At 70.8% G+C, this 24,062-nt stretch carries 32 protein-coding genes and 1 tRNA gene; 15 read left to right on the top strand and 18 right to left on the bottom strand.

Going from position 1 to position 24,062, the window contains the following annotated elements; genetic code table 11:
- Positions 1–60: 60 nt before the first annotated feature.
- Entirely contained in the window at positions 61–1,449 is a 1,389-nt protein-coding gene (locus AC6RUA_RS11935; protein WP_499813231.1) for an MATE family efflux transporter, read from the bottom strand.
- 126 nt (positions 1,450–1,575) lie between these two features.
- Here AC6RUA_RS11935 and AC6RUA_RS11930 point away from each other — a divergent pair, with 126 nt between their 5' ends.
- Both AC6RUA_RS11930 and ilvA read left to right on the top strand, forming a co-directional pair.
- Complete coding sequence (locus tag AC6RUA_RS11930; RefSeq protein WP_499813230.1) at positions 1,576–1,989, top strand: gamma-glutamylcyclotransferase family protein; 414 nt, start codon at positions 1,576–1,578, stop codon at positions 1,987–1,989.
- Positions 1,990–2,187: 198 nt separating this feature from the next.
- Positions 2,188–3,399: a threonine ammonia-lyase gene (gene ilvA / locus AC6RUA_RS11925; protein ID WP_499813229.1), complete on the top strand. Its 1,212-nt coding sequence runs from the start codon at positions 2,188–2,190 to the stop codon at positions 3,397–3,399.
- Between the two features lie 59 nt (positions 3,400–3,458).
- Here ilvA and AC6RUA_RS11920 read toward each other — a convergent pair whose 3' ends face one another.
- The gene (locus AC6RUA_RS11920; RefSeq protein WP_499813228.1) at positions 3,459–4,337 is read right to left on the bottom strand and encodes a hypothetical protein; all 879 of its coding nucleotides are present in this window, start codon (positions 4,335–4,337) and stop codon (positions 3,459–3,461) included.
- A gap of 52 nt (positions 4,338–4,389) precedes the next feature.
- On the opposite strand from AC6RUA_RS11920, the gene AC6RUA_RS11915 reads away from it, so the two are divergent.
- Both AC6RUA_RS11915 and AC6RUA_RS11910 read left to right on the top strand, forming a co-directional pair.
- Positions 4,390–4,770: a Rid family detoxifying hydrolase gene (locus AC6RUA_RS11915; protein WP_499813227.1), complete on the top strand. Its 381-nt coding sequence runs from the start codon at positions 4,390–4,392 to the stop codon at positions 4,768–4,770.
- A complete protein-coding gene (locus AC6RUA_RS11910; RefSeq protein WP_499813226.1) occupies positions 4,767–4,958 on the top strand; it encodes a DUF7981 family protein in 192 nt (63 codons plus the stop codon). The genes AC6RUA_RS11915 and AC6RUA_RS11910 overlap by 4 nt, the downstream gene beginning before the upstream one ends.
- Before the next feature lie 37 nt (positions 4,959–4,995).
- On the opposite strand, the gene AC6RUA_RS11905 is transcribed toward AC6RUA_RS11910, so the two are convergent.
- Positions 4,996–5,235, bottom strand: coding sequence for a DUF8593 domain-containing protein (locus tag AC6RUA_RS11905; RefSeq protein WP_499813225.1), 240 nt, complete (start codon positions 5,233–5,235; stop codon positions 4,996–4,998).
- A 96-nt stretch (positions 5,236–5,331) separates the two neighbouring features.
- On the opposite strand from AC6RUA_RS11905, the gene AC6RUA_RS11900 reads away from it, so the two are divergent.
- Positions 5,332–5,412: transfer RNA gene (locus tag AC6RUA_RS11900), tRNA-Ser, on the top strand.
- A gap of 171 nt (positions 5,413–5,583) precedes the next feature.
- On the opposite strand, the gene AC6RUA_RS11895 is transcribed toward AC6RUA_RS11900, so the two are convergent.
- A complete protein-coding gene (locus tag AC6RUA_RS11895; RefSeq protein ID WP_499813224.1) occupies positions 5,584–6,306 on the bottom strand; it encodes a class I SAM-dependent methyltransferase in 723 nt (240 codons plus the stop codon).
- Between the two features lie 87 nt (positions 6,307–6,393).
- The gene (locus tag AC6RUA_RS11890) at positions 6,394–7,053 is read right to left on the bottom strand and encodes a riboflavin synthase (RefSeq protein WP_499813223.1); all 660 of its coding nucleotides are present in this window, start codon (positions 7,051–7,053) and stop codon (positions 6,394–6,396) included.
- Between the two features lie 85 nt (positions 7,054–7,138).
- Between AC6RUA_RS11890 and AC6RUA_RS11885 the strand changes: the two genes are divergently transcribed.
- A complete protein-coding gene (locus tag AC6RUA_RS11885) occupies positions 7,139–7,780 on the top strand; it encodes a DUF502 domain-containing protein (protein ID WP_499813222.1) in 642 nt (213 codons plus the stop codon).
- A gap of 51 nt (positions 7,781–7,831) precedes the next feature.
- Complete coding sequence (locus AC6RUA_RS11880; RefSeq protein WP_499813221.1) at positions 7,832–8,107, top strand: DUF7533 family protein; 276 nt, start codon at positions 7,832–7,834, stop codon at positions 8,105–8,107.
- A gap of 27 nt (positions 8,108–8,134) precedes the next feature.
- Here AC6RUA_RS11880 and AC6RUA_RS11875 read toward each other — a convergent pair whose 3' ends face one another.
- From AC6RUA_RS11875 to AC6RUA_RS11850, 6 genes are all read right to left on the bottom strand, one after another.
- Positions 8,135–9,307: a M24 family metallopeptidase gene (locus tag AC6RUA_RS11875; RefSeq protein WP_499813220.1), complete on the bottom strand. Its 1,173-nt coding sequence runs from the start codon at positions 9,305–9,307 to the stop codon at positions 8,135–8,137.
- Positions 9,307–11,163 (bottom strand): UvrD-helicase domain-containing protein, encoded by a 1,857-nt coding sequence (locus AC6RUA_RS11870; protein ID WP_499813219.1) that lies wholly within the window; start codon positions 11,161–11,163, stop codon positions 9,307–9,309. The genes AC6RUA_RS11875 and AC6RUA_RS11870 overlap by 1 nt, the downstream gene beginning before the upstream one ends.
- A gap of 151 nt (positions 11,164–11,314) precedes the next feature.
- Positions 11,315–11,500, bottom strand: coding sequence for an HVO_0416 family zinc finger protein (locus AC6RUA_RS11865; protein ID WP_499813218.1), 186 nt, complete (start codon positions 11,498–11,500; stop codon positions 11,315–11,317).
- A 126-nt stretch (positions 11,501–11,626) separates the two neighbouring features.
- On the bottom strand, positions 11,627–13,147 hold the full coding sequence (locus AC6RUA_RS11860) for a carboxypeptidase M32 (RefSeq protein ID WP_499813217.1): 1,521 nt from the start codon (positions 13,145–13,147) through the stop codon (positions 11,627–11,629).
- Positions 13,148–13,224: 77 nt separating this feature from the next.
- Entirely contained in the window at positions 13,225–14,079 is an 855-nt protein-coding gene (locus tag AC6RUA_RS11855) for a deoxyribonuclease IV (protein ID WP_499813216.1), read from the bottom strand.
- 56 nt (positions 14,080–14,135) lie between these two features.
- Positions 14,136–14,951: a lipoate--protein ligase family protein gene (locus AC6RUA_RS11850; RefSeq protein ID WP_499813215.1), complete on the bottom strand. Its 816-nt coding sequence runs from the start codon at positions 14,949–14,951 to the stop codon at positions 14,136–14,138.
- A gap of 148 nt (positions 14,952–15,099) precedes the next feature.
- Between AC6RUA_RS11850 and AC6RUA_RS11845 the strand changes: the two genes are divergently transcribed.
- The 4 genes from AC6RUA_RS11845 to AC6RUA_RS11830 all read left to right on the top strand — a co-directional run bounded on the left by AC6RUA_RS11845 (position 15,100) and on the right by AC6RUA_RS11830 (position 17,826).
- On the top strand, positions 15,100–16,020 hold the full coding sequence (locus tag AC6RUA_RS11845; RefSeq protein ID WP_499813214.1) for a serine/threonine-protein kinase RIO2: 921 nt from the start codon (positions 15,100–15,102) through the stop codon (positions 16,018–16,020).
- A gap of 320 nt (positions 16,021–16,340) precedes the next feature.
- On the top strand, positions 16,341–16,931 hold the full coding sequence (locus tag AC6RUA_RS11840) for a 50S ribosomal protein L15e (protein ID WP_499813213.1): 591 nt from the start codon (positions 16,341–16,343) through the stop codon (positions 16,929–16,931).
- 53 nt (positions 16,932–16,984) lie between these two features.
- On the top strand, positions 16,985–17,500 hold the full coding sequence (locus AC6RUA_RS11835) for a CNNM domain-containing protein (RefSeq protein ID WP_499813212.1): 516 nt from the start codon (positions 16,985–16,987) through the stop codon (positions 17,498–17,500).
- A gap of 98 nt (positions 17,501–17,598) precedes the next feature.
- Positions 17,599–17,826: a DUF6199 family natural product biosynthesis protein gene (locus tag AC6RUA_RS11830; RefSeq protein ID WP_499813211.1), complete on the top strand. Its 228-nt coding sequence runs from the start codon at positions 17,599–17,601 to the stop codon at positions 17,824–17,826.
- 10 nt (positions 17,827–17,836) lie between these two features.
- Here AC6RUA_RS11830 and AC6RUA_RS11825 read toward each other — a convergent pair whose 3' ends face one another.
- The 3 genes from AC6RUA_RS11825 to AC6RUA_RS11815 are packed head-to-tail and all read right to left on the bottom strand — an operon-like array spanning position 17,837 to position 19,264.
- Complete coding sequence (locus AC6RUA_RS11825; RefSeq protein ID WP_499813210.1) at positions 17,837–18,445, bottom strand: uracil-DNA glycosylase; 609 nt, start codon at positions 18,443–18,445, stop codon at positions 17,837–17,839.
- Positions 18,446–18,469: 24 nt separating this feature from the next.
- Positions 18,470–19,072: an endonuclease dU gene (locus AC6RUA_RS11820; protein ID WP_499813209.1), complete on the bottom strand. Its 603-nt coding sequence runs from the start codon at positions 19,070–19,072 to the stop codon at positions 18,470–18,472.
- A 9-nt stretch (positions 19,073–19,081) separates the two neighbouring features.
- Positions 19,082–19,264, bottom strand: a complete 183-nt coding sequence (locus tag AC6RUA_RS11815; protein WP_499813208.1) for a DUF5786 family protein — start codon at positions 19,262–19,264, stop codon at positions 19,082–19,084.
- A gap of 124 nt (positions 19,265–19,388) precedes the next feature.
- On the opposite strand from AC6RUA_RS11815, the gene AC6RUA_RS11810 reads away from it, so the two are divergent.
- The gene (locus tag AC6RUA_RS11810) at positions 19,389–20,009 is read left to right on the top strand and encodes an MBL fold metallo-hydrolase (RefSeq protein WP_499813207.1); all 621 of its coding nucleotides are present in this window, start codon (positions 19,389–19,391) and stop codon (positions 20,007–20,009) included.
- Positions 20,010–20,122: 113 nt separating this feature from the next.
- On the opposite strand, the gene AC6RUA_RS11805 is transcribed toward AC6RUA_RS11810, so the two are convergent.
- A complete protein-coding gene (locus AC6RUA_RS11805) occupies positions 20,123–20,272 on the bottom strand; it encodes a 50S ribosomal protein L40e (protein ID WP_499813206.1) in 150 nt (49 codons plus the stop codon).
- 176 nt (positions 20,273–20,448) lie between these two features.
- Positions 20,449–20,715, bottom strand: coding sequence for a thioredoxin family protein (locus tag AC6RUA_RS11800; RefSeq protein ID WP_499813205.1), 267 nt, complete (start codon positions 20,713–20,715; stop codon positions 20,449–20,451).
- A 146-nt stretch (positions 20,716–20,861) separates the two neighbouring features.
- Between AC6RUA_RS11800 and AC6RUA_RS11795 the strand changes: the two genes are divergently transcribed.
- From AC6RUA_RS11795 to hisE, 3 genes are all read left to right on the top strand, one after another.
- The gene (locus AC6RUA_RS11795) at positions 20,862–21,023 is read left to right on the top strand and encodes a preprotein translocase subunit Sec61beta (protein ID WP_499813204.1); all 162 of its coding nucleotides are present in this window, start codon (positions 20,862–20,864) and stop codon (positions 21,021–21,023) included.
- A 77-nt stretch (positions 21,024–21,100) separates the two neighbouring features.
- Positions 21,101–21,760 carry a pyridoxal 5'-phosphate synthase glutaminase subunit PdxT gene (gene pdxT, locus AC6RUA_RS11790; RefSeq protein WP_499813203.1) on the top strand — a complete coding sequence of 220 codons (660 nt, stop codon included), beginning with the start codon at positions 21,101–21,103 and terminating at the stop codon, positions 21,758–21,760.
- On the top strand, positions 21,757–22,071 hold the full coding sequence (hisE, locus tag AC6RUA_RS11785; protein ID WP_499813202.1) for a phosphoribosyl-ATP diphosphatase: 315 nt from the start codon (positions 21,757–21,759) through the stop codon (positions 22,069–22,071). Before pdxT ends, hisE begins: the two co-directional genes overlap by 4 nt.
- A 54-nt stretch (positions 22,072–22,125) precedes the next feature.
- Here the strand turns inward: hisE and AC6RUA_RS11780 are convergent, their stop codons facing one another.
- On the bottom strand, positions 22,126–23,214 hold the full coding sequence (locus AC6RUA_RS11780) for a PhnE/PtxC family ABC transporter permease (RefSeq protein ID WP_499813201.1): 1,089 nt from the start codon (positions 23,212–23,214) through the stop codon (positions 22,126–22,128).
- Positions 23,211–24,038: a phosphonate ABC transporter ATP-binding protein gene (locus AC6RUA_RS11775; RefSeq protein WP_499813200.1), complete on the bottom strand. Its 828-nt coding sequence runs from the start codon at positions 24,036–24,038 to the stop codon at positions 23,211–23,213. Before AC6RUA_RS11775 ends, AC6RUA_RS11780 begins: the two co-directional genes overlap by 4 nt.
- Positions 24,039–24,062: the final 24 nt, after the last annotated feature.

Raw genomic sequence — 24,062 nt, 5'->3', positions numbered from 1 at the left:
CGCCGCTCCGTCGTCCCGGTCGGTACGCCGGCACCGGTTCCGGGTCCCCGCGAGCGCGTCTCACCCCGCCTCGTCGGCACCCGGACCGCTCCCCCGTTCGGCCATCATGTCCGCGGCGCGGGCCGCCCACCCGCTGTACCGGAACCCCGCGAACACGAGCAGCGCCATCCAGACGAACTGGAGACCGACGCCCCAGTACGCCCCGAGGGGCCCGTAGCCGAGGACGCTCCCGAGGAGGTACGAGAGGCCGAGGAGGAAGCCGAACGTGCCCGTCACCCGCGCGACGAGCGGGATGCGCGTCTCGCTCGCCCCCTGGAGCGCCCCCGAGAGGACCGAGAAGGCGACGAGGAACGCCCCGGTCGCGCCGTACACCCGGGCGAACGCGACGGCGTACGGCACCGCGGCGCTCTCGGCGGTGAACACGCTGACGAACGCCGGCGCGACGAACACGAGCGCCACCCCGATGACGCCGACGGTCACCAGCCCCAGACCCGTGACCGCGTAGCCGTTGTACCGCGCGCCCGCCGGGTCGCCGTCGCCGAGCGCCTGCCCCACGACCACGCTCGCGGCGACGTTGTAGCCGCGCGAGAGCGGACCCGTCACCTGCTGGTACATCCGCCGGCCGATCTGGAAGCCGGCGTTGACGGGCGTGCCGAACGCGAGCAGCAGGCTGTTGAACGGGAACTCCGCGACGGTGGCCGCGAACCCCTCCAGCACCCGCGGAGCGGACACGCGGACGAGTTGACGCGCGATGACGGGGTTGCGCGGCCGGACGAGGTCCGCCTGCGCCCACGACGTCGCCAGCGCGACGAGTAGCAGCGAGGCGGTGAACACGTTCGCCGCCGCGGTGGCGAGGCCGACGCCGACGATGTCGAGTCTCGGGATGCCGAGCGGGGCGAACCCCAGGCCGAGCGCGACGGACCCCGTGATGTTCAGCCCGTTGGCGACGACGTTGACGTACATCGGCGTGCGGGTGTCGCCGGTCCCCTGGAGCGAGCGCGCCGCGATGAGCGCGACGTGGCGCGCGGGCGCCGTGGCGAAGACGATGGCGAGGTACGTTCCGCCGAGCCGTGCGGTGTCGGGGTCCGCGCCGAGGAGCGCGATGACCTCCTCGCCGAGGAACGCGCCGACGAGGACGAACGGGAGACCGAGGACGACCCCCATCAGCACGGCCTGCGTGATGGCCTCGTCGCGGTTGGCGGTCGCCGCCGCCCCCGTGTCCTGACTGGAGAGCGCGATGGCGCCGCCACCGAGACCCAGCCCCACCCGCAGCGGGAAGCGGGCGTACAGGTCCGCGAGACCGATGGCGACGACGGCGGCGGGCGAGAACTGCGCGGTGACGATGATGTCCGTCGTCCGCATCGCCGTCCGGAACGTCTGCTCGGCCATGACCGGCCACGCGAGCGAGAGCACGCGCTTCCAGACACCGAACAGCCGCCCCGTGTCCATGAGCGCGCGTCGACCGGCGGCGGTTTCACCCTACCGGAAGCGGAACGGCCGCGCGACCGGAGGAGACGCCGGTCACGCGTTCTCGTCGGCGAAACGGCCAAGCGTCCGCGGAGCGTCGCCCCGCACATGTACGTGTTCGCCTACGGGACGCTCACGAACCCGGAGCGCGTCCGGCGGGTGCTCGACTCGTTCGTCTTCGTCGGGGCCGCGACGCTGGAGGGCCTCCGGGTCGTCGAGGGCGAGTACCCGACGCTCGCGCCGCCCGCGGCGGGGGAGGGAGACGCCGCGGTCGGCGGCCGTCTGCTCCGCACGGACGAGGTGGCGGCGCTCGACGCGTACGAGGGGGTCGACGACGGCCTGTACGTCCGGGTCTCGCTCCCGTACGCGGGCGACCCCGACGAACCGGACGAGGTGGCGGCGTACGTGGGCGACCCGGAGCGCCTGGGGACGACCGCCCGCTGGCCCGGCGACGGGTCGTTCGAGGAGCGCGTCCGCCGCCACCTCTCCGAGGAAACTATCCGGGTGGTACGTAGCCACTAAATTCAAACGTGGGACGAGGAGCCGACGGTCGTCAGACGGGGAGTCGAAGTCGTCTCCGTCGTGCGTTTTCACTTCCGCCGCGCGTGACACAGGTTTATGTACCTCCGGCCACTCCGTACACCTGCACGTCACACGCGTGCATTCCCTCTTTCCCCTTCGACGGAAACGGCTAAACGGCGAGCGCCGGCTATCGGACGTATGCTCTCGTTCGAGGACGTGCTGGCGGCCCGCGACCGGGTCGAGGAAGTCGCGCGGCGGACGCCGCTGGAGTACTCCTACTCGTTTTCGGAGATGACGGGCGCCGACGCCCACCTGAAACTGGAGAACACCCAGCGGACGGGGTCGTTCAAGATACGCGGGGCGAGCAACCGCATCGCGGCGCTCTCGCCCGAGGAGCGCGAGCGCGGAGTCGTCACGGCGTCGGCGGGTAACCACGCGCAGGGGGTCGCGCTCGCGGCGACGCGCGCCGGCGTCGACTCGAAGATCGTGATGCCGAAGTACGCGCCCGTCTCGAAGGTGGCCGCCACCCGACGGTACGGTGGCGAGGTCGTCCTGCACGGCGTCGACTACGACGAGGCACAGCGGCGCGCACACGAGATAGAGGCCGCCGAGGACCGGACGTACGTCCACGCGTTCGACGACGAGGCGGTGATGGCGGGGCAGGGCACCATCGGTCTCGAAATCGCCGAGCAGTGCCCCGAGGTGGAGACGGTGGTCGTCCCCATCGGCGGCGGCGGCCTCGTCTCGGGCGTCGCCACGGCGCTGAAGGGGCGACTCGACGACGTGCGCGTCGTCGGCGTGCAGGCGGCGGGCGCCTCCTCGGTCGCGGAGTCGCTAAACAAGGGGGCGAGACAGGAACTCGACAGCGTCGACACCATCGCCGACGGCATCGCGGTCCGCGAGGTGGGCGAACTCACGTTCGAGGTCATCAGGGAGCGCGTCGACGAGGTGGTGACCGTCACCGACGAGGACATCGCGGTGGCGCTCACCTACCTGCTCGAACGCTCGAAGACGCTCGTGGAGGGGGCGGGCGCGGTGCCGCTGGCGGCGCTGTTGACCGGCGCGTTCGACTACGATGAGGACGAGGTGGTCGTCCCCGCGCTGTGCGGCGGGAACATCGACATGAACACGCTCACGACGGTCATCATGCGCGGGCTGGTCGAGATGGGCCGGTACCTCAAGATACGGACGGAACTGAAGGACCGCCCCGGCGCGCTGGAGCGACTGGTCGAGGTCATCGCGGCCGCGAACGCGAACATCTACGCCATCCACCACGACCGCACCTCCCGGGACATCGCGGTCAACGCCGCCGAGGTGGAGATCGAGATGGAGAGCCACGACGACGCCCACGCCGCCGAAATCGTCGCCTCGCTGGAGGAACACGGGTTCGCGGTCGACGTGCTGGCGTGAGCGCGCGGCGCTCGGCGTCCGAACCGGTCCGTCCGCTCGTCCGGTCCGTGCCGCGACGCTCAGGAGTCGGTCGCCGTCGCGCGGTACGAGACGGTCAGGAACCGCAGGCCGAGCACCGACATCCGGTGGTCGGCGACCACGTCCGCGCCGTCGGCCGACGGGGCGGTGGCGGCCGCAGGCCGGACGCGGAACGACTGGGCGAGCGGGAGCGCGAACGCGCCCAGCGGCGTGACGAGGTACAGCCCCGGGTCGCCGCCGCCGGTGTGGAGGCGGACCCCCGTTCCGGTCTCGCCGGGCGCGCCGTGGTGGTCGACCCGGAGTACCGTCGAGAGGTTCCCGCCCGGGAGCGGCACCACGATGTTGACGAACCGCTCGCCGCGACGCTGGTGGTGGGCGTAGACGGCGACGAACACGGCGGTCCCGTCCGGACGCGTGCGGACCCACGCCCGCGCCCCCTCGCGCGGGTCCGCGTCGGGCGAGACGGCGCGGAACCGGCTGTCGAGGCGACCGCCCTCGGTCGAGACGCCGGGGAGGTTCAACTGCGCCACGCGACTCGTGAGCGGCGCGGCGAGCGCGGCCCCCAGCTGGAACGGGGCGTGCCACTCCACCCGGTAGGTCATCCGGTACGCGCCCGTCCGCTCGTAGAAGTCGCGGACCGCGGGCGCGACGCGTTCCGGGTCGAACGCGGCCGTCGTGGCCGTCGACGGACGGGCGAACGCCGCCAGGTCGTCCATCTCTCCCGCCGGCACCTCACCGGTCGTGACGCCCGCCCGCTCGGGCCAGTCGGCGCCGACTCGCCGGCCCGCGGTGAGCGGCGAGAGCGGGACCGACGCCGCGGCGCGACGGGCGCGGGCGACGAGCGCGAGCAGGAGGAGCGCGAACGGTACGAGACCGAGGAGCACGGGGTCGGGGAGCCGGCGGAGGGGGGACGTCGACACGGACGGACGGAGGGGACGGCGATTTAAGGTGACCCCGGTTCCTGGTGGGGGTGTGAAACGCGTGATCTCCACCGACGACGCGCCCGCGGCGGTCGGCGCGTACAGTCAGGCGACGACGAACGGCTCCGTCATGTTCACCGCGGGGCAGATACCGATGACGCCCGACGGCGAGTTGCTGGACGAGGCGGACATCGCCACGCAGACCGAGCAGGCGCTCGACAACGTGGTGGCCGTCCTCGACGCGGAGGGGGCGGACGCGACGGACGTGCTGAAGACGACGGTGTTCCTCGCGGACATCGACGACTTCGACGAGATGAACGAGACGTACGCGACGTACTTCTCGGAGGAGCCGCCGGCGCGGTCGGCCGTGCAGGCCGGCGCGCTCCCGAAGGGCGTCGGCGTGGAGATAGAGGCGGTCGTCGCGCTGGAGTGAGGAGGCGACGGTCGGCCCTGCTGTGGGGCGCGGTGGGCGCGCTCGCGTTCCTCGTGTTCGCGCAGGGCGCGATGCTCGTCGGCGTACGCCTCCCGGTCGGCTTCCCCGGCCGACTGGGCCTCGCGCTCCTCGTCGGCGCGGTGGTCGCCGTGGCGGCGTACGCCACGGAACACCGGCTGGTGGGCTGACGCTGCGTCCGGTGCGAGCGGGACCCTCGTCGCGGACTCAGACGTCACCCGAGAGACGAACCTCGTCGTCGGTGACCGTCTCGACCGCGTCCGGCGGGAGTTCGAGGTCGTCGCCGTCGGTGCTCGCGCGACCGAACGCCGCGAGCACGGCCTCGGAGACGCCCGGATCGGGGTCGAAGTGACCGACCCCGTTCTCGACGCCCGTCACGATGCCGAGTTCCTCCCCCTCGGCGTCGACCAGAATCTTCCCGGAATCCTCCTCGGTGAGCGTCGTCATCACGTCCGGCCTCGACCGGCAGCGACCTGTACCTGACGGCCGTCGGGTCGGGCGAAAGGAAGGACTTAAACGGCACAGGGCGGTAGGTTCGGACGAGCCGGGATGGCCGAGTGGTAAGGCGCACGCCTGGAAAGCGTGTTCCCTCTGGGATCCAGGGTTCAAATCCCTGTCCCGGCGCTTCTCTGCGAGTCACTCGAAAGACGGGGATTTGAGCAGAGAGTGGAGCGAGCGAGACGACCGTGTTCGAAGATTCCCCGTCCCGGCGCTTCTCTCGCGACCCAACCGACGACCGACGAACGGCAGGCGGGGCCGGGAGTCGAACTCCGACGGCGAACGTCGACCGTCCCGTCAGGACGGAGTGGCGAAGCGGAGACAGAGGAAGTTCGGGTGCGTCGCCTCGTACTCGTACCGCTCCGGGTCGGCCCGGCGGTACGCGTCGGTCGGCGTCGGTTCCACCAGTCGGTCGAGCCGGAAGCCGGCCGCGAGCGCCGGGGTCACCATCGCCGAGAGCGGCCGGCGGTACGCCGGAACCTCGACGGCCTCGCCGAACGACTCCCAGACCGCGGAGACCCGCTCAGTCTCGTGGTAGTTCTCCGCGCCGTCGTACTCCTCGAAGTCGGCGTGAGGGTGCTGGACCGAGCAGACGACCCACCCGCCCGGGCGGAGCACGCGCCGGAGTTCCCGAAACAGCGGCCCCCAGTCCGCGACGTAGTGGAAGGCGAGCGAACTGGCGACGCCGTCGAACCCGTCGGCGGCGAAGGGGAGGGGACGTCCGAGGTCGGCCCGGAGGAAGTCGGCGTCGGGGAGGCGGGTCCGGGCGTACGCGAGCATCTCGCGGCTCGCGTCGAGCCCGACCACCGTCGCCCCCCGGTCGGCGAGCACCGCGCCGAGGTGGCCGGCGCCACACCCAGCGTCGAGGACGCTCGCGGCGTCGACGTCGAGGAGCAGCGAGAGCGTCGCCGGCCGCTCCAGGTGGGCGTTCGAGGGTTTGGTGTCGCCGTCGCGGTCGTACCCCGCGGCGAGTCTGTCGTACGCCCGGCGGGCGAGCGGCCGGTCCGACGGGTCTGGCATCGGTCGAACGGAGGACCCGGGGCGTCAAATACACCCGAGAAGAGTCGGCGTCGGCGGGCCGGTGCTGGCCCCGGTGGCGCTCCCCGTTCAGTCGGCCGACGGCGGGGGTGTCCGTTCGGTCCCGGGAGCCGACAGCCGCTCCGCGTACCCCTCCAGCATGCGCTCGACGTACTTCGCAACCACGTCGACTTCGAGGTGGACCGGGTCGCCGACCGCCTTCTCGCTCAGACACGTCAGGTCGTAGGTCGTCGGGATGACCGCCACGTCGAACGCCCCGTCCCGGCGGTCCGCCACGGTGAGCGAGATGCCGTCGAGCGTCACCGACCCCTTGTCGACGACGTACTTCCCGTACCCCTCGGGCACCGCGAACGTGAACCGCCAGTCCTCGCCCACCGACTCGATGCCGGTGACGCGCGTCGTCGTGTCGACGTGTCCCTGGACGACGTGGCCGTCGAAGCGCCCGTCGGCCGGGAGCGCGCGCTCGACGTTGACCGCGTCGCCCGCGCGCACGTCGCCGAGGTACGTCTTCGCCACCGTCTCGGCCGCGAGGAAGACGGTGAACCATCGTTCGTCCCCGTCGCGCACGTCTCCGAACTCCTCGACGGTGAGACAGACCCCGCTCACGGCGATGGACTGACCGGGGTGGAGGTCGTCGAGGCCCTCCGCCCGAATCCGGAGCCTGAGCCCGTCCGCGGTCGTCTCGCGGTCCGTCACCTCGCCCGCCGTCTCGACGATGCCGGTGAACACGGGCGGAGGTTCGCTCTCACAACTGGAAAGCGTTCCGACGTCGTGATACCACGAGAGCTATTTCTCCCCGGTGTCAGAAGGTGGCATGGACGCGTTCACGCGACTTCGGGGGAGTTTCGTCGCCGGGGTGTTCATCGTCGCGCCGCTCGCGGTCACGCTGTACGTCCTGGCGTTCGCCGTCCGCTGGATCGGCGGGCTGGTCCGACCCATCGTCGTCGGGACCAACCTCGCGGCGCTCGTCGGGGGGAGCGAACCGCTCGCGCAGGCGCTCGCGGCCCTCCTGCTCGCGGTCGGCATCATGTTCGTCGGCTTCGTCGCCTCCCACGAGGCGGGACGGCGGCTGTTCGGCGGGTTCGAGCGCGGGGTCGCGCTCCTGCCGGTCGTCCGCGCCGTCTACTTCGGCGTCAGGCAGGTCAGCGAGTCGATCGCCTCGCCCGCCGACGGGTTCGACCGGGTCGTCGTCGCGGAGTTCCCGCACGACAACACGTACGCTATCGGCTTCGTCACCAACCCGGCGCCCCGGCGCGTCAGCGACGCGATCGGCGCCGACCTCAAGGCGGTGTTCTTCCCGCACAGCCCGAACCCGACGGCCGGGAAGCTGGTGATGATGCGCCCCACCGACTTCCAGGAGTTGGACATGAGCGTCGCGCGCGGCCTCCGCCTGCTCGTGACGACCGGGCTCTCCGTCGAGAACGTCGAGGACCTCCCCGAACCGGTCGCCCGGTAGCCCGAGTGCGCGATAGCACGGCTTTTGTCCGCGAGCGCCGAACGGGTCGGTGTGGCACTCGGGATACTCGACCTGCTCGGTCTCGGCGCGAGCCTGATATTCGCGCTCCCGCTCGCGGTGTACGGTCTCCAGCGGGCCGCCGACGGCGAACCGCTCGTCGGCGCCGCGTTCGTCGCCGTCGCCGCGCTGATGGTGTACCTCCCGCAGCGGCTCACCACCCCCGGTGACATCCCGGGCAAACTCGTCGAGCGGACGGTGGGGTCGGCCGTGACCGCGCCCGACGAGGACGGCGAGGGGACCGAGAACGGCGACCGGACCGCGGAGTGAACACGGCGGAACCGACGTTTCCGCGGGTCAGGCTCGGTCTCGGTCCCGCTCGCGCGGAACCAGTCCGAACGGGTACTCGCCGAGGAGTTCGTACCTCTCCTCCGTGACGACCACGAGGTCCTCGAGACGGACCCCGCCCGTCTCGGGGTCGTACACGCCCGGTTCGACGGTGAACACGTTCCCGGCTTCGAGTTCGTCGCTCCCCGAGAGGCTCGGCCCCTCGTGGAGCGAGACGCCGACGCCGTGTCCCACGGAGTGGGTGAACCCCACCTCGTCGCCGTCGACCCGGAAGCCGTGGGCCGCGAGTTCGGCCGCGGCCTCCTCCTGGACCGTCGACGCCGTCACGCCCGCCGCCACCTCCTCGAGCGCCGCCTCGCGCGCCGCCTCGACGGCGACGTACGCGCGCCGCTCCCACCCACCCTCGGAGCCGACGGCGAACGTCCGCGTCACGTCGCCGTAGTAGCCGTCCGGGCCGCGCGGCGAGACGTCGAGCAGCACCGTCTCGCCGGGGCGTAGCTCGTCGAGTCCCGTGAAGTGGAGGTCCGCCGCCGTGGGACCGCAGCCGACGACGGTGTTGTCGGCGTCGGCGACGCCGTGGGCGGCCAACACCTCGTTCACCTGCCGGCGGAGCCGTTCGGTCGAGAGCGGGCCGCCGTTCCACCTGACCAGGTCCCCGTCCACCGTCGCCGCGGCGAGGACCGCCTCGGCGCGAGCGACGCCCCTGAGCGCCGCTCGCTGGACGCGCCGCAGGCGGTCGAGTTCGTCGTCAGCCTTCACCTCCCTCGCGTCGGCGACGACCGCGGTCGACTTCAGGTCGAAGCCGGCGTCGCGCAGGTACACCGCGGCGTCGTGGGGAATCCCCCGCGGGACGAGCAGCGTGCCGCCCGTGACGCCGCGGTCCGCGAGCGCCGCCGCCGCGCGGACGCCGGCGGGGTCACTCCGCCCGTCGGTGCGGACCGTCTCGCCGGGGAACTCCCGTCGGGCCTGCGCGTCGAACAGCGCCGGGGCACAGAGCGTCGCCGCGTCGTCGGCGAAGACGAACGCGTACTCGCGGTCGGGCCCGGAGAAGCGAGTCAGGTAGCGGAGGTCGTCGTCGAACCGGTCGCCGACGTGGGCGAACCCGACCGCGTCGCGCGCCGCCAGTTCCGTCGCGAGGAACTCGTAGTCGGTCGAGAGCACGTCGAGGTCCGCGGTCGCCATTACGGCTCCGGCTCGGGCGCGTCCTGTTCGTCGACGACGGCGGCGACCAGTTCCTCGGGCGGGTCGTCGCGGGGTTCGTTGTGGAGGAGGACGCTGATGGGCAGCGTCGGCGCGCCGTTCACGAGGTTCTCCATGACGACGAGCCGCTCTCTCGCCCGCGACATCCCGACGTAGAACACCCGCCGCTCGTTGTCCGTCAGGATGGGGACGGGGTTCGTCGTCTTGGTGAACTCCTCGCCCTCGGGGAGTCCCTCCACCTCGATGCCCTGCTGGTCGACGCGGGCGGCCATCTGCTCGACCACCTTCTCGGTGAGGTCGGTGGAGACGAACACGTGGTCGGCCTCGCGACCCTTCGCGGAGTGGATGGTGCCGAGGCGGACCCGGCTCGGGTCCATCCCGTCGTAGTCGCCCGCGAAGTACGCCTTGATGGACTTGCGCTGGAACGAGGTTATCTTCCGCGCCATGTCCGCGGCCGCCGGGCCGTCGGGCATGAACGGGACGAAGTCGGCCACGTCCTCCGGCGAGACGGGTATCTCCGCCAGGTCGTCCTCCTCGGCGGTCTCCTCGACGTCGTCGATGAAGTCGTACAGGTCGTCCCGCTCGTTCGACCCGAACGCGGAGTCCTGCAGGATGTCGGCCAGCCGGCGCGCCTGGAGCGCGGTCAGCACCTCGCTCCGCTCGACCGACTCGATCGCGCGGACGTAGTCGGTCAGGCGGTCGGTCCACATCCGCTGGTCGGTGAGACACGAGAACGGGATGCCCTCGGTGATGAACTCGTCGATGAACTGGAACATCTGGTAGCGCGCCCGGAACAGCACCATCACCGTCTCGTCGGTTCGCTTGACCGTCGTGCGGACGTTCCGGACCAGGTCGAGCATCGAGGGCGACTCGACCGCCTCGACCGACCCGCCCTCCTTGCGCGGGCGGAGGTCCTTCTCCTGTCGCTTGTCGATGTGGCGTATCTCGCGGTTGACGACGTTCAGGATGTTCGAGGGGAGCCGGTAGGAGTTCGGCAGCACCTCGTCCTCCGTGACCTCCGTGTCGAGCAACAGGTCCGGGTCGGCGCCCTGCCACGCGTAGACGACCTGGTCGTCGTCGCCGGCGATGAGGCACCTCTTCATGTGGGGGCGCCACTCCTCGTAGACGTCGTACTGGAGCGTCGTGATGTCCTGGAACTCGTCGATGACGAGGTAGTCGACGTTCGGGAGGAGCGACCGCTGTTTCACCCGTTCGAGCATGTCCGCGAAGCCGACGAGTTCGTGTTCGCCCTTGTAGTTACGCCAGCCGCGGATGGCCTCGGGGATGTCGACCCGGTCGTCGCTGGAGGGCCACGTCGGCGTGTACTTGTTCCCCTCCTGCGCGTTGGGGTCGATCTCCGGCGGGAGGCGGACCTCCTCGACGTCCCACTGGAACGGCACGTCGTACCAGTCCGCGACGTCGCGGTCCGTCCGCTGCAGCCACTGGGAGGTCGCGATGACCTTGTTCCCGAGCGTCGTCGACCGGGCCGTCCGCCGGCCGGCCCCCGAGTACTCGTCCTCGTACTCGATGCCGTACTCGTCGCAGAACTCCTCCTTGTCGCTATCGGACACGACGTCGCCGCGCGAGAGGTTCAACAGTTCGTACGCCTTCGCGTGCATCGTGGCGACGTTCCCCTGCAGGTGTCGCGGGGTGGTGTCGAGGCGCTCCGCGAGCCGCTCGCGTATCTCGGCGGCGGCGGCGCGGGTGTACGAGACGACGAGCACGTCGCGAACGCTGACGCCCTCCTCGTCGATGATGCGCTCCACGCGGTCGAGGAGCGCGGTCGTCTTCCCGCTGCCGGGGCCACCGAACAGTCGGGCGACGGTCGGGTCGCTCATTGTCCCCCTCTTGCGGGCCTGCATCATAAGCGCCGTGTTTCACCTCGATTCGGGGAGACGAACGGCTCGCGTCAGTTCTCCCGACCGGCCGCCCCGGAGCGGGCGCTCTACGGTCGCCGTCGACGCCAGAAGGTGGACCCGGTCGGCCCGGTCAGTCGGACGCGGGTCGCCACCCGCATACGCTACACTCGTCGGCCGTGTCGCCGTGAAGACCCCCGCAGTCGGGACACTGTTTCTTGTTATACGACTCCTCCCAGCGCGCTGGCTCCGTCTCGTGACCGCGGCTGGTCAGGAACTCGTCGAACAGGTCGTCGTCGGAACGGGGTGCCGACGCCATACATGCTATGGTATGGCACACCAGTACATATGTCTTTGGGCAGCGTCAGGACTGGAGAAACCGCGCGACTGCGGCCGAATAGCGCGTGGACGAGGACAGGTTCGGTCGAAAAACGGGTCCCGCCCGCTACACCCCGTACAGGTCGCCGAACTTCTCCTCGACGTAGTCCACGAAGTAGTCGGCCGTCAGCGGTTCGCCCGTCGCCTCCTCGACCAGTTCGTCGGTCGGGTAGCGCCGGCCGTGGCCGTGGACGTTCTCCGTCATCCAGTCCCACAGCGGTTCGAGGTCTCCCGCGCGTATCTTCCCGTCCACGTCTTCGACCTCCTCGCGCATCGCGTGGTCGAGTTGGGCCGCCAGCACGGAGCCGATGGTGTACCCCTGGAACGCCGCGAACCGACTGGACCAGTGGATGTCCTGGAGCGCGCCGTCCGTGTCCGTGTCGGGCGTGACGCCGAGGTAGTCGTCCATCTTGGCGTCCCACACGTCGGGTATCTCGTCCACGCCGAGGTCGCCCTCGACGAGCGCCCGGTCGACCTCACACCGGAGGATGATGTGGAGGTGGTAGGTGAGTTCGTCCGCCTCGACCCGGATGAGGTTGTCCGGGTATATCTGGTTGACCGCGGCGTACGCCTCCTCGGCGGTGGCGTCGGTTCCGAGGTGCTCGTTCGCGGTGTCGACGAACCGCTCCCAGAACGGTTTCGTCCGGCCGACGTGGTTCTCCCAGAATCGGCTCTGGCTCTCGTGGACGCCGCTGGAGAGCGAGTCGCCCAGCGGTTCGCCGAAGCGGTCCTGCGGCAGGCCGAGGTTGTAGCTGGCGTGGCCGAACTCGTGGATGGTGGCCGTCAGCGCGTCCATCGGGTCGTCGGGCTTGAACCGGGTCGTGATGCGCGAGTCGAACTGGTTGCCCGACGTGAACGGGTGCGCGGAGACGTCGAGGCGACCCCGGTCGTCCGGGTAGTTCAACAGGTCCAGCACGTCCTCCGAGAGCGCTCGCTGCTCCGTCTCGTCGTACGGGCCGGCGGCGACGAACGGCGAGGGGAGGTCCGCGCCGCTCGTCTGAATCTCCTCGATGAGCGGGACGAGCGCGTCCTTCAGTTCGTCGAATACCTCCTCCATGCGGGAGAGGGGAAGGTACGGCTCGCCGTCCTCGTACATCACCTCGTACGGCGGCCGGTCGGGGTCGATGGCCTCCGCCCGGTCGACGTGGAGGTCCCGCAGCGTCTCCAGTTCGGGCGCGAACGCGTCGAAGTCGTCGGCGGCCTTCGCCTCCTTCCACACCTGCTGGCTGTGCGACTGGTGTTCGGTCAACTCCTCGACGAGGTCCTCGGGGACGCTCCGGTTCCGGTCGTGCCGGCGCCGGATCTCCCTGACGTTCGCGGCCTGCTCGTCGGTCAGGTCGGCGTCCTCGGCGGCGTCGAGTGCGTCCGCCATCGCGTCGCTCGTCAGTCTCTCGTGGGTCGTCCCCGACAGCGCCGCCAACTGTTTCCCCCTGGCGGGGGCGCCGCCCTCGGGCATCGTCACCTGCTGGTCCCAGTAGAGGACGCTCGCCCCGCTCTCCAGGTAGGAGACGCGGCGGTACCGCTCCACGAGGTCCTCGTAGGCGTCCGGGGCGTCGGCGTGCTCGGCGTCGACTGAGTCGCTGCTCATGCGTGTACGGGTCGGCGCATCGCGCCATCAATCTCCGGGTCCGCGTGGTCGGTGACCGCTTCGCGGCTCGCCCCGACTCAGTCCTCGCGCAGTCGCTTCACGCGCTCGATGTTCCACGCGAACGACTTGCCGTCCTCGGTCGGCGTCTCCAGTACGAGCGGCACGCCGCGCAGGTCCTCGTGGTTGACGAGCGCGCGCATCCCCGCCTCGCCGATCTCGCCCTCGCCGACGTGCGCGTGTTCGTCCTTGTTCGTCCCGCGGGCGTGCTTGGAGTCGTTCAGGTGGATGCACTGGAGGTGCTCGAGTCCGACCACGTCGTCGAGTTCCGCGACGGTCTCCCGGACGCTCTCGGGCGTCGAGAGGTCGTACCCGGCGGCGAACGCGTGAGCCGTGTCGAGACAGACGTCGAGGTCCTGGGCAGACCGGTCGAGGACCGCCGCGAGGTGTTCGAACTCGCCGCCGAGTTTGGTGCCCGACCCGGCGTCCGACTCGACGAGGACCGTCACGCCCGCCGGAACGTCGAGTTCGTCGAGCGCCGCGGCGGCGTTGTCGAGTCCCCGCTCGACGCCCGCGCCGGTGTGTGCGCCGAGGTGGACGTTGACGTACGGGACGTCGAGTTTCGCGGCCGCCTCGACCTCCTGTTGCATCGACTCGACCGACTTCTCGTGGAGGTCCTCGCGCGGCGTGCAGAGGTTCACGAGGTACGACGAGTGGATGACCCACGGCCCGACGCCGTGCTCGTCGGACGTGTCGCGGAAGCGCTCGGCCTCCTCGTCGTCGATGTTCGGCGCCTGCCACACCTGCGGCGAGTGGGTGAATATCTGCCCGCAGTTCCCCCCGTCGTCGACGACGTCGTCGACGGCGTTGTACACCCCGCCGGCGATGGACTCGTGGGCGCCGACGCGGAGTTCTCCCGTACGCTCCGTGCTCATACCCGCCGTCGTGGGGCGGGGGGCAAAGCGGTGTCGGAACCGGGGGACGGACCAGCCTACCGCTCGCCCGGTATCCGCCGGACCCAGTCGTCGCTCCGGTACTTCTCGTCGGCTATCTCCTCGGCGCGCGCGAGTTCGGCGTCGGTCCACGCGCCCGCCTCGGCGTCGGCCCAGTCCGCGAGTGCGCCCTCGAACGCCGCGACGGCCTCCGCGCGCGTCGCGTCGGTCGACTCGGCGACGCCGGCGACCCGTTCTCCGAACGCCGCCTCGCTCACCCCCGGGTCGGCGAAACACGCGAGGTGGGCCGCCGAGGTCGTCTCGTACGTGACCGAACCGTGCTGGATGACGGCGTCCTCCCGGCGGTACTGGGCGTTCCCCGAGAGCTTTCTGCCGTCCCCACCCTCCGAGAGCACGTCGTGGGCCGGGTGGAGTTCCCGGAGGTAACACGCCGGGTGGTACAGCGCCGGGCGCTCCTCGGTGGCGTAGTCGGCGTCGACGCCCAGCCGCGAGAAGGCGTCCAGCACGGGCGTACACAGCAGGTGGTAACAGTCCATGAGGTCGCCCGGCAGTTCCGCGGCCGGCGCGACGACGCTGTAGGAGACGTCGCCGTGTTCGTCGTGGTAGATACCGCCCCCGCCCGTCTGCCGGCGGGTCACGTCCACGCCGGCCTCGCGGCAGGCGTCCCAGTCGACCGTCGCCGGGTCCTGCCGGTAGCCCAGCGAGAGGCACGACGGCCGCCAGCGGTACACCCGGACGGTCCGCGGGCCGCCCGCGGCGGCCGTCTCGGCGGCCACCTCGTCGAGCGCCATGTTCAGCGGGCCGGGGCGGGCCTCCTCGCGTATCAGCCGCCACTCCCGGTCGGCGGGGTCCATGTGGGGCGTCGTCGCCGGGCGCGCAAATCGTTTGCGACCCCGCGTGGAGTCGCGCCGCCCGGTCGCGGGGGCGTGGACGGCCCGTGCTCTGGTACCGCGCACGACCCGCGACCGACTCCTTTTACCGCGCGGCCGGCGACTACCCCGCATGGTCGAGAACGTCGCGGGGGTGATGGCCGAACTCGAGGCCGGGGACTTCTACCTCCTGTCGGGCGTCGAGCAGGGGATGCGCTTCTCGGAGTGGGTCCAGCGGGAGAAACTCCCCGACTACGCCGACCTGACCGACGAGGAGGTGGACTACCGGGTGCAGCGGTGCGCCGAGCGGGGGCTGGTGCGGCGCAAGACCATCCAGTACGAGGGGTACCAGCTCACGTTCGAGGGGTACGACGCGCTCGCGCTCCGGACGTTCGCCGAGCGGGAGACGGTACTGGGCGTGGGCGCTCCCCTCGGCGTCGGCAAGGAGAGCGACGTGTACGAGGTGGAGTCGTACCGCCCGCTCGCGCTGAAGTTCCACCGCGAGGGGTACACCAACTTCCGACAGGTGCGAAAGGAGCGCGACTACACCGCCGACCACCACCACGTCTCCTGGCAGTACACCGCCCGCAAGGCCGCGGAGCGCGAGTACGGCGCGCTCGAAGACCTCTACCCGCAGGTGTCGGTACCACAGCCCGTCGACCACAACCGGCACGCCATCGTGATGGAGAAGCTCCCGGGCGTCGAACTCGCGAACGCGAGGCTCCAGTCCGAACAGGTCGTCGGCGTACTCGATTTGGTCCTCCGGGAGGTGGACGCCGCCTACCGCGCGGGGTACGTCCACGCGGACATGAGCGAGCACAACGTCGCCATCAGCGAGGAGGGCGTCGTCGTCTTCGACTGGCCGCAGTCGGTCGAGACGACCCACGAGAACGCCGACGAACTGCTCGCGCGCGACGTGGGGAACGTCGTCGGCTACTTCGGCCGGAAGTACCCGCGCGAGACGCCCGACGTCGACGCCGACGCCGTCGCGGCGGCCGTCGCGGACGGGACGTTCGAGTCCGTCCGGGCGTTCGTGGGGAGCGAGGCCGAGTGAGCGGAGCGTACGAGGCCTCGGGAGGACGGCGGCGAACTCGCGGGTGAGCCGCCCGCGGAGCGGGAAACGAAGTCGAGCGAGAGCGACCCTGGCGAGACGACTGCGACCGGGCCTCCGTGGCATCCGGACCCGAGCGCGTGGACGCTTCGAAGTGCTTAACAGCGCGCCCCCGGTACCACCGGTAACTCGCTGGCACGTGGGCCGCCAGCGGGCACCCGGTTTGCCGGGACGAAATGTGGCCGGCGGGCGTCGTCGGACGCCCCGGGGGCGGGGGACCCGCCCGAACCCCGGCTGAATCGCAAGCGCCCGCGGAGCAACCCATGGCACGAAGCTTCTACTCGCACATCAAGGAAGCCTGGCGGAACCCGGACGACGGGAAACTCGCCGAGCTACAGTGGCAGCGCAAGCAGGAGTGGCGCGAGCAGGGCGCCATCGTCCGCATCGACCGCCCGACGCGCCTCGACAAGGCGCGCGAACTCGGCTACAAGGCCAAGCAGGGCGTCGTGATGGCGCGCGTCTCCGTCCGTAAGGGTGGCGCGCGCAAACAGCGACACAAGGCCGGTCGCCGCTCGAAGCGGCAGGGCGTCAACCGCATCGGCCGCCGGAAGTCCATCCAGCGCATCGGCGAGGAGCGCGTCTCGCGCAAGTACCCCAACATGCGCGTGCTCGCCTCCTACTCGGTCGGGCAAGACGGCTCCCAGAAGTGGTTCGAGACCATCCTGGTCGACCCCGAACACCCCGCCATCCAGTCGGACGACGACCTCAACTGGATATGTCAGGACTCCCAGAGGGGCCGAGCGTTCCGCGGCCTGACGAACGCCGGCAAGAGCAACCGCGGCCTGCGCACGCGCGGGAAGGGCGCGGAGAAGACCCGTCCGAGCGTCTCGAAGGGCAACCGCGGCGGGAAGTAACGCCCCCACGAACTGGACGACGCGTTCTTGCGGGGGCTGCCCGTACTGGGCCCATGGACGGCCTGTCGACGCTGGCGGTCGGAGTCGCGGCGACGACGATTCTCCTCGCGTGCAGCGCGTTCTTCTCGAGTTCGGAGACCGCCATCTTCTCGTTGCCCCGCGAGTGGGTCGAGCGCCAGGCGGCGACGGACGACCGTCGGGCGCGCGTCCTCAAGGACCTCCACGACGACCCCCACCGTCTCCTCGTGACGCTCCTGGTCGGGAACAACGTCGTCAACGTCGCCATCTCGAGCATCGTGACCGTCCTCGTCGCCGAGTCCCTCCCGGCCGGCCCCGCGGTCGTCGTGACCACGGTGGCGACCAGTTTCCTCCTGCTCGTCGGCGGGGAGATCGTCCCGAAGTCGGTCGGTCTCGCGAACGCGCGGACGTGGTCGCTGACCGCCGCGCCGGTCGTCCGGGTAGTCGAGCGCGTGCTCGCGCCCCTCATCGTGCTGTTCGACTGGATAACCCGCCGCATCAGCGCGCTCGTCGGTGCCGAGAGCGCAATCGAGCGCCCCTACCTCGACTGACCGACCGACGCGCGGACTCGCCGTTCCCCGGAAGCGCCCCGAACGCCGGCGGAACGGTTTTGCTCCCCGAGTCGAAATCGCGAGACGAGGACCTCCACGTGTGTTCAGCCGAACTCTTCGCCGTCGCCGGCGCCGGTCTGCTGTTCGGTCCCCCGATGGCCGCCTGGCCCTACCGGATGGCCCGGTTCGAGGAGGTGGTCGACGCAATCGGCCGGAAGTCGGCCGGCCGCGTCGAACCCGCGGACTGGAAGGTGACGCTCACGAGGGGGATGGGCGTCGTGCTGTCGGCGGCGGGCGTCGTCGCCGCGGCGGCGTGTCTCCTCTGAGCGCGTAGGTTCAGTAGTCGCCGAGTTGCGACTGGCCGTCCCCGCCGTCGCCGCCCACGCCGGCCAGTTCCGCCGCCCGCCGGATGGTCGACTCGAACGTCTCCTCCTGACTCCGGTCGTACAGCGTCGCCGCCGGGTGGACGCAGACGAGCAGGCGGACGGCCGTCTCGCCGACGCGCGCGTCGAACACGTCGCCCGCCTCCGAGGTGACGGAGACGGAGCGGTCGAGCAGGTGTTCGGAGGGCACCTTCCCGAGCGTGACGACGAGGTCCGGGTCGAGTCGGGCGAGTTCCTCCGCGAGGTACCCGCGGCAGTTGGCGAGTTCCTCGGCCGTCGGGTCGCGGTTCTCGGGCGGCCGACAGCGCACGCAGTTGGTGATGCGCACGGCCTCGCGCGCGACGCCGACGTCCGAGAGCGCGTCGTCGAGCACCGTCCCCGACCGGCCCACGAACGGCTCCCCCTGCTCGTCTTCCTTCGCGCCGGGGGCCTCGCCGACGAACACCAGGTCCGCGTCGGTCGGGCCGGTCCCGTTGACGATGCGTGAGCGCGACTCCACCAGTTCGGGACAGCGGGTACAGTCGGTCACCCGGAGCTCCGAGTCGAGTTCGTGCTCGCTCATACCCGAACCCCGGCCGCCGCGGAGTTACCCCTTTCCGTCCGGGCCGCCTTCGCCGGTGACCGCCGCGCTGTAGGCGCGCCCGGCGGACGCCGCGACGCGTGCGACGCGGAGCGGTTCGGGTCGGCTCGCGTCCGTGGGCGTCAGCGCGCGCAGCGCGTCGCCGGCCGCCTCCGCGCTCGCCCCGACGACGCGAATCCAGAGGTCGGTTCCCCCGTCGGGCCCCCCGACCCGGACGCGCGTCCGCGGCGGCTGCCGGTCGTACACCGCGAGTCGGTCCGCGAGCGCGTCGCCGGAGAACTGCTCGCGCAGGGCGGGTTCGAGCCCCTCGCTCTCCTCGAAGGAGACCGAGAGGACGGGCCGCTCGACGGCGTCGTGGACGCGCCGGAGGTCGACGACGTTGAACCACGCTGGCGCGATGCCGGCGAGCAGCAGTAGCTGGACGTCCTCGCGGTCGAGCGCGTCGAAACAGCGGAGAACTGCGTCGGTGGCGTCGGTCCCGCCGACCGAACAGGACGCGAACGCCAGTCCCGAGAGCGCGCGGTCGGCTCTGACCAGCGCGCCCGCGAGCGTCGCGCGCTCCGGCCCGTCGGAGAACGCGACCCCGAGCGCCCGAGCGCCGGACTTCACCCTCCGGCCTCAGGAGTCCGCGTCGGCCTTGATGTCTTTGAGTCGGTCGAGGAGTTCGTCGTTCGACGCCCCCGCCTCGAACTCGACGTCTCCCTGGTGGTCGCTCTCGCCCGCGTTCACCGTCTCCTCGTCGAGGTCGGCGTCGAGTTCCTGGTTCTCCTGCTCGGACTCGTCGTAGCTACCGAATCCCATACACTCTCCGCTAGCCGATTGCCACGGAAAAGTGTGGGGGGTCGGCTCGAACGACCGACGGCGTGGGCGCCGGAGTCCTGCCGTCTCACGCTCCATTTAACACCGTCCCCGCCGAGGACGCGGTATGGACGTCGTAAACGTGACCGAGGACGCGGAGGAGTTCACCTGCAACGCGTACCTCGTCGACGGGGCGGTACCCGCGCTGGTCGACGTCGGGACGATGCCGGGGGTCGAGGACGTGGTGGCGAAGTTCACGTCGACGCTGGACCGCGTGGCGCTCACCCACCAGCACCACGACCACGTGGGGGAACTCGACGCGGTGCTCGACGCGTACGACGCGGACCTGTACGCGTACGCCGACCACCCCAGACGGGACCGCGCGCTGGCCGACGGCGACGAACTCTCGCTCGGCGACGAGACGTTCGAGGTGGTGTACACGCCGGGCCACGCCGCCGACCACGTCTCGTTCGTCGGCGAGACGGTACTGTTCTCGGGCGACGTGGTGGTGTACAACGACGAGGCGTACGACGACGGGTCGTTCGGCCGGACGGACATGTCGGGCCAGTCGCGCGAGCGGCTCATCGAGAGCCTGCGGGAGTTGCTCGACCGTCTACCCGACTCCGTGACCGCGATGTACGCCGGTCACGGAGACGCCTTCCACGCGAGCGAGGAGGAGTCGGTCCGCGACGTCGTCGAGCGCGCGCTCGAGCGTGCGGAGGAGCGCGAACCGAAGTACGACGAGTGACGAGAACGGGGCCGGGAGAGCGAGTCGAACCCCACTCTCCGGAGACCGAGCGGGAGCGGGCCACGGCGGTCGCTGTCGGGCGGTCGCCGTCGGCCCGCCGGAGCGCCGGGGCGTTACGCAGTGCGGGGTTCCTTCGCCTTCGGCCGGAGCCGCGAGTAGCCGCACTTGCGGCAACTCTCCGCGCGCGGAGGGTTGCGGGCGTTACACCGCATGCAGATGAGTTTGTCGAGGGTGCGTCGCTCGGCCGCGTCGAAACTCGCCATGGGTACAGTACGCGACCGGACGCGTGTTAACGGTTGCGAGTCCGGTCGCCGCGGACGCGAGCGGCGACCGCCGGTTCGAGGGCCGGCGACGAGCCGAGTCGGGGTCGAGCGCGACGGGACGACCGACGGCGTCGCCACTCGACGCGCAGAGCCGCTGAGAACCGCGTCGAGCGCGGTTACGCGCCGGCGTCGGCGAGGGCCGCCTCGATGTCCTCGCGCTGAGTCACGCCGACGAACCGGTCCACGACGCCGTCGTCGTTCTCGACGATGAGCGTCGGCAGCGAGCGGACCTGGTACTGGTTCGCGACCTCCTGTTCGTCCTCGACGTCGACTTTCTCGAAGCGCACGTCGGGGTAGTCGGCTTCGAGTTCCTCGAGGATGGGGTCCTGCGTCTTGCACGGGCCACACCAGTCCGCGTAGAAGTCCTTCAGTCGGACGGTCATTCCGACTCCGAGTTGCTTCGCGCCTCGCATAAGGATTACTCACCCCGCCGGTCGTCGACCGTCGACACGCGCGGCGCGCCGCGCGGCGTAACCGGGGAGGGCGCGGAGTCGAAAAGCTTACGCGGGCGGCTCACCAGCCCTCGAACATGAGCAGCGGCCAGAACAGCGGGGGGCTGATGTCGAGTGCCGGGCTGGTCCGGTACTTCGACGCGGAGGACCGCAACGCCATTCGTATCGACCCGAAGACCGTCATCGCGTTCGGCGTCCTGTTCGGCGTGCTCGTCCTGCTCCTCCGGTTTACCGTCTGAGCCCGAGTGAGCCCGAGTCGTCGGGGGAGTAGCCGCCGAGCGACACCTTTTCACGCCGCCTCCACGCACTAGCGACCATGAAAGCGGGCGTCATCGCCGTCCAGGGCGACGTCTCGGAACACGCCGAAGCCATCCGGACCGCGGCCGCCTCGCACGGCGTCGACGCGGACGTCGTCGCGGTCCGCGACGCCGGCGTCGTCCCCGACTGCGACGTGCTCCTCATGCCGGGCGGGGAGTCGACCACCATCTCGCGGCTGTTGCGCGAGGAGGGCATCGACGAGGAGATACGGGCGCACGTCCGCGCCGGCAAGCCCGTGCTGGCGACCTGTGCGGGGCTCATCGTCGCCGCCGCCGACGCGAAGGACGACCGGGTCGACACCCTCGACGTCCTCGACGTGAGCGTCGACCGCAACGCGTTCGGCCGGCAGACGGACTCGTTCGAGGCGCCGCTCGACGTGGCCGGACTCGACGACCCGTTCCCCGCGGTGTTCATCCGCGCGCCCGTCATCGACCGAGTGGGCGAGGACGTCGAGGTGCTCGCCCGCTGGGAGGGGAACCCCGTCGCCGTGAAACAGGGTCCGGTCGTCGCCACCTCCTTCCACCCGGAGCTCACCCCCGACTCGCGGATTCACGACCTCGCCTTCTTCGCGCAGGCGTACGCTGATGCGACGGACGACGAGACCGTCGAAACCGCCGAACGCACGGACGACGCACGGCCCACGGAGGCGGGGGAGTGACCGAAGCGACCGAGGACGGGGCCGGCGAGGAAGCCGTGCTCGACGAACTGTTCGCCGTCATCGAGGACCGCCGGGAGACGCTGCCGGCCGACTCGTACACGGCCTCGCTGTTCACCCACGAGAAGGGCGAGAACGCGGTGCTGGAGAAACTGGGCGAGGAGACGACCGAGACCATCCTCGCGGCGAAGGACGACGACCGGGAGGAACTGGCCGCCGAGAGCGCGGACCTCGTCTACCACCTGCTCGTCCTCCTCGCGCAGAAGGGGATGGACCTCGACGACCTGCGCGCGGAACTGCGCGCGCGCTTCTGAGGGTCCGGCTCCGGACCCGACGAGAAGCGGAAGTCCGTCGCGCCGGCGAGCGGGTTACTCGTTCGACCGCGAGACGCCCGTGCCGAGCCACTTGTTCGGGTTGGCCAGGTCGCGGAGCACGTCCACGACGCCCTTCCCCTCGCTCTCGCCGGGGCGGAGCCACGCGCGGATGCGCGAGGAGAACAGTTCCACCGAGAGCACGATGACGACGACCATGAAGATGCCCGCCGCCGCCTGCGGGTAGGCGGTGTACTGGATGCGCAGGTCGATGTACTGACCGATGCCGCCCGCGCCGACGACGCCGAGCGAGATGGCGATGCGGGTGTTGATCTCGAGGATGTACAGCGTCCACGCGACGAACGAGTTGCGAACCTGCGAGAGCATCCCGAACGTGATGATCTGCGAGCGCGACCCGCCCGTCGACTGGATGGCCTCGATGGGGCCGTCGTTTATCTCCTCGAGTTCGTCGGTGAACAGGCGGCCGAGGTTCCCGACGGTGTCGGTCCCCACCGCGAGCACCGCCGACAGCGGCGTCAGCCCCGTCAGCGGGATGTAGACCAGAATCCACACCAGCGCCGGGATGGCGCGGATGGTCGACATCGTCCCGCGGAAGAGGAAGTTGAAGGGGAACGGCGTCACGCGCTCGGAGCCGAGCACGCCGAACAGCAGCGCCAGCGGCGCGCCCAGACACGTCCCGACGAAGCCGATGACGATGGTGATGACCGCCAGCCCGACGATGGTCCGGCCGCGACCCTCCTCCGTCAGAATCGAGTCGAGGAACGTCCCGGGGTGGGCGAACGACCCCCACAGCCCCGAGAGGTTGCTCGTTCGCGTGTCCTCCGCGCCGAGCCCGTTCGCCTTGGAGTAGAGCGTGAAGTCGCGGAAGTTCGGCGGGACGAAGTCGCCGACCGACGCCGCGAACGCGGGCCACTGCCGTTCGAGTTCGGCCCAGTCGAACCCCACCGTCTGGAGCCCGTAGTACAGCAGGACGAGCACGGCGGCGACGACGAGGAACATCGCCAGCCGCCGGACGTTCTGTGCGCGCTCGAGACGGCGGCGGGCGTCGGCGATGAACGGCGCGGACTGGGACCGGGACTGCGCCGACTCGGCCGTCCCGCCGTCCGATCGGGCGTCGCCGCTCATCCCCGTACCTCCCCGGAGTGGTCGGTCCCCGGCGCGCCGCTCCCGTCGCTCACGTCGCCCGCGACGGCCTCGCGCGCGCCCTCGTCGTCGCTCAGGCTCTCCTCGCCGCCCTCGCCGTAGTAGATGTCGTCGACCGTGTCCATCGTGAGTTCCTCGCGGGTGCCGTCGAAGACGACCTCGCCGTCGCGGACGCCGAGGAAGCGCTCGCCGAACTCGCGCGCGAGGTTCACCTGGTGGAGGCTCGCGACGGTCGTGAGGTTCCGCTCGGCGCTCGCGCTCCGGAGGTAGCCCATCACGTCGGCGGCCGCCTTCGGGTCGAGCGAGGCGACCGGTTCGTCCGCGAGCAGCAGGTCCGGTCGCTGGACCAGCGCGCGGGCGATGCCGACGCGCTGTTGCTGCCCGCCGGACATCGACCCCGCGCGCTGGCCGGCCTCGTCGAGGAGGTCGACCGTGTCGAGCGCTTCGAGCGCGGCGTCCTTGTCGGCGGTGGGGTACAGCGAGAGGAGGCTCCGGAGGTAGTTCGTTCGCGCGAGCGCGCCGGTCAGGGCGTTCCGGTACGCGCTCATCGTCTCGATGAGGTAGTGCGACTGGAACACCATGCCGATGGACTCGCGAACCTGTGCGGGCGGTCGGTCGACGACGCTGACGGTGCCCTCGGTGGGCTCCGTCAGCCCGTTGAGGATGCGGAGGAGCGTCGACTTCCCGGCCCCCGACGGGCCGAGGACGACGACGAACTCCCCCTCGGGGATGGACACCGTCACGTCGTCGAGCGCGACCGTCTCGCCGTAGCGCTTGGTGACGTTCTGTAGTTCGACGACTGCCATGTGGTGTGGTGGTCTGGTGACGGC

The sequence above is a fragment of the Halorarum sp. SLYT50 genome, from assembly GCF_059821265.1.
Note: the sequence above shows the minus strand (reverse complement) of the source record. Positions and strands in the feature narration are given on the sequence as shown.

Excerpts from the sequence above, each read along its gene's own strand:
- AC6RUA_RS11810 (WP_499813207.1), top strand. The coding sequence starts at position 19,389 with ATGGACGTCGTAAACGTGACCGAGGACGCGGAGGAGTTCACCTGCAAC.
- AC6RUA_RS11860 (WP_499813217.1), bottom strand. The coding sequence starts at position 13,147 with ATGAGCAGCGACTCAGTCGACGCCGAGCACGCCGACGCCCCGGACGCC.
- AC6RUA_RS11935 (WP_499813231.1), bottom strand. The coding sequence starts at position 1,449 with ATGGACACGGGGCGGCTGTTCGGTGTCTGGAAGCGCGTGCTCTCGCTC.
- AC6RUA_RS11905 (WP_499813225.1), bottom strand. The coding sequence starts at position 5,235 with ATGACGACGCTCACCGAGGAGGATTCCGGGAAGATTCTGGTCGACGCC.
- AC6RUA_RS11875 (WP_499813220.1), bottom strand. The coding sequence starts at position 9,307 with ATGGCGACCGCGGACCTCGACGTGCTCTCGACCGACTACGAGTTCCTC.
- AC6RUA_RS11865 (WP_499813218.1), bottom strand. The coding sequence starts at position 11,500 with ATGGCGTCGGCACCCCGTTCCGACGACGACCTGTTCGACGAGTTCCTG.
- AC6RUA_RS11835 (WP_499813212.1), top strand. The coding sequence starts at position 16,985 with ATGGACGGCCTGTCGACGCTGGCGGTCGGAGTCGCGGCGACGACGATT.
- AC6RUA_RS11800 (WP_499813205.1), bottom strand. The coding sequence starts at position 20,715 with ATGACCGTCCGACTGAAGGACTTCTACGCGGACTGGTGTGGCCCGTGC.
- AC6RUA_RS11930 (WP_499813230.1), top strand. The coding sequence starts at position 1,576 with ATGTACGTGTTCGCCTACGGGACGCTCACGAACCCGGAGCGCGTCCGG.
- AC6RUA_RS11805 (WP_499813206.1), bottom strand. The coding sequence starts at position 20,272 with ATGGCGAGTTTCGACGCGGCCGAGCGACGCACCCTCGACAAACTCATC.
- AC6RUA_RS11850 (WP_499813215.1), bottom strand. The coding sequence starts at position 14,951 with ATGGACCCCGCCGACCGGGAGTGGCGGCTGATACGCGAGGAGGCCCGC.
- AC6RUA_RS11780 (WP_499813201.1), bottom strand. The coding sequence starts at position 23,214 with ATGAGCGGCGACGCCCGATCGGACGGCGGGACGGCCGAGTCGGCGCAG.
- pdxT (WP_499813203.1), top strand. The coding sequence starts at position 21,101 with ATGAAAGCGGGCGTCATCGCCGTCCAGGGCGACGTCTCGGAACACGCC.
- AC6RUA_RS11815 (WP_499813208.1), bottom strand. The coding sequence starts at position 19,264 with ATGGGATTCGGTAGCTACGACGAGTCCGAGCAGGAGAACCAGGAACTC.
- AC6RUA_RS11845 (WP_499813214.1), top strand. The coding sequence starts at position 15,100 with ATGGTCGAGAACGTCGCGGGGGTGATGGCCGAACTCGAGGCCGGGGAC.
- AC6RUA_RS11825 (WP_499813210.1), bottom strand. The coding sequence starts at position 18,445 with ATGAGCGAGCACGAACTCGACTCGGAGCTCCGGGTGACCGACTGTACC.
- AC6RUA_RS11775 (WP_499813200.1), bottom strand. The coding sequence starts at position 24,038 with ATGGCAGTCGTCGAACTACAGAACGTCACCAAGCGCTACGGCGAGACG.
- AC6RUA_RS11895 (WP_499813224.1), bottom strand. The coding sequence starts at position 6,306 with ATGCCAGACCCGTCGGACCGGCCGCTCGCCCGCCGGGCGTACGACAGA.
- AC6RUA_RS11885 (WP_499813222.1), top strand. The coding sequence starts at position 7,139 with ATGGACGCGTTCACGCGACTTCGGGGGAGTTTCGTCGCCGGGGTGTTC.
- AC6RUA_RS11795 (WP_499813204.1), top strand. The coding sequence starts at position 20,862 with ATGAGCAGCGGCCAGAACAGCGGGGGGCTGATGTCGAGTGCCGGGCTG.
- ilvA (WP_499813229.1), top strand. The coding sequence starts at position 2,188 with ATGCTCTCGTTCGAGGACGTGCTGGCGGCCCGCGACCGGGTCGAGGAA.
- AC6RUA_RS11840 (WP_499813213.1), top strand. The coding sequence starts at position 16,341 with ATGGCACGAAGCTTCTACTCGCACATCAAGGAAGCCTGGCGGAACCCG.
- AC6RUA_RS11870 (WP_499813219.1), bottom strand. The coding sequence starts at position 11,163 with ATGAGCGACCCGACCGTCGCCCGACTGTTCGGTGGCCCCGGCAGCGGG.
- AC6RUA_RS11855 (WP_499813216.1), bottom strand. The coding sequence starts at position 14,079 with ATGAGCACGGAGCGTACGGGAGAACTCCGCGTCGGCGCCCACGAGTCC.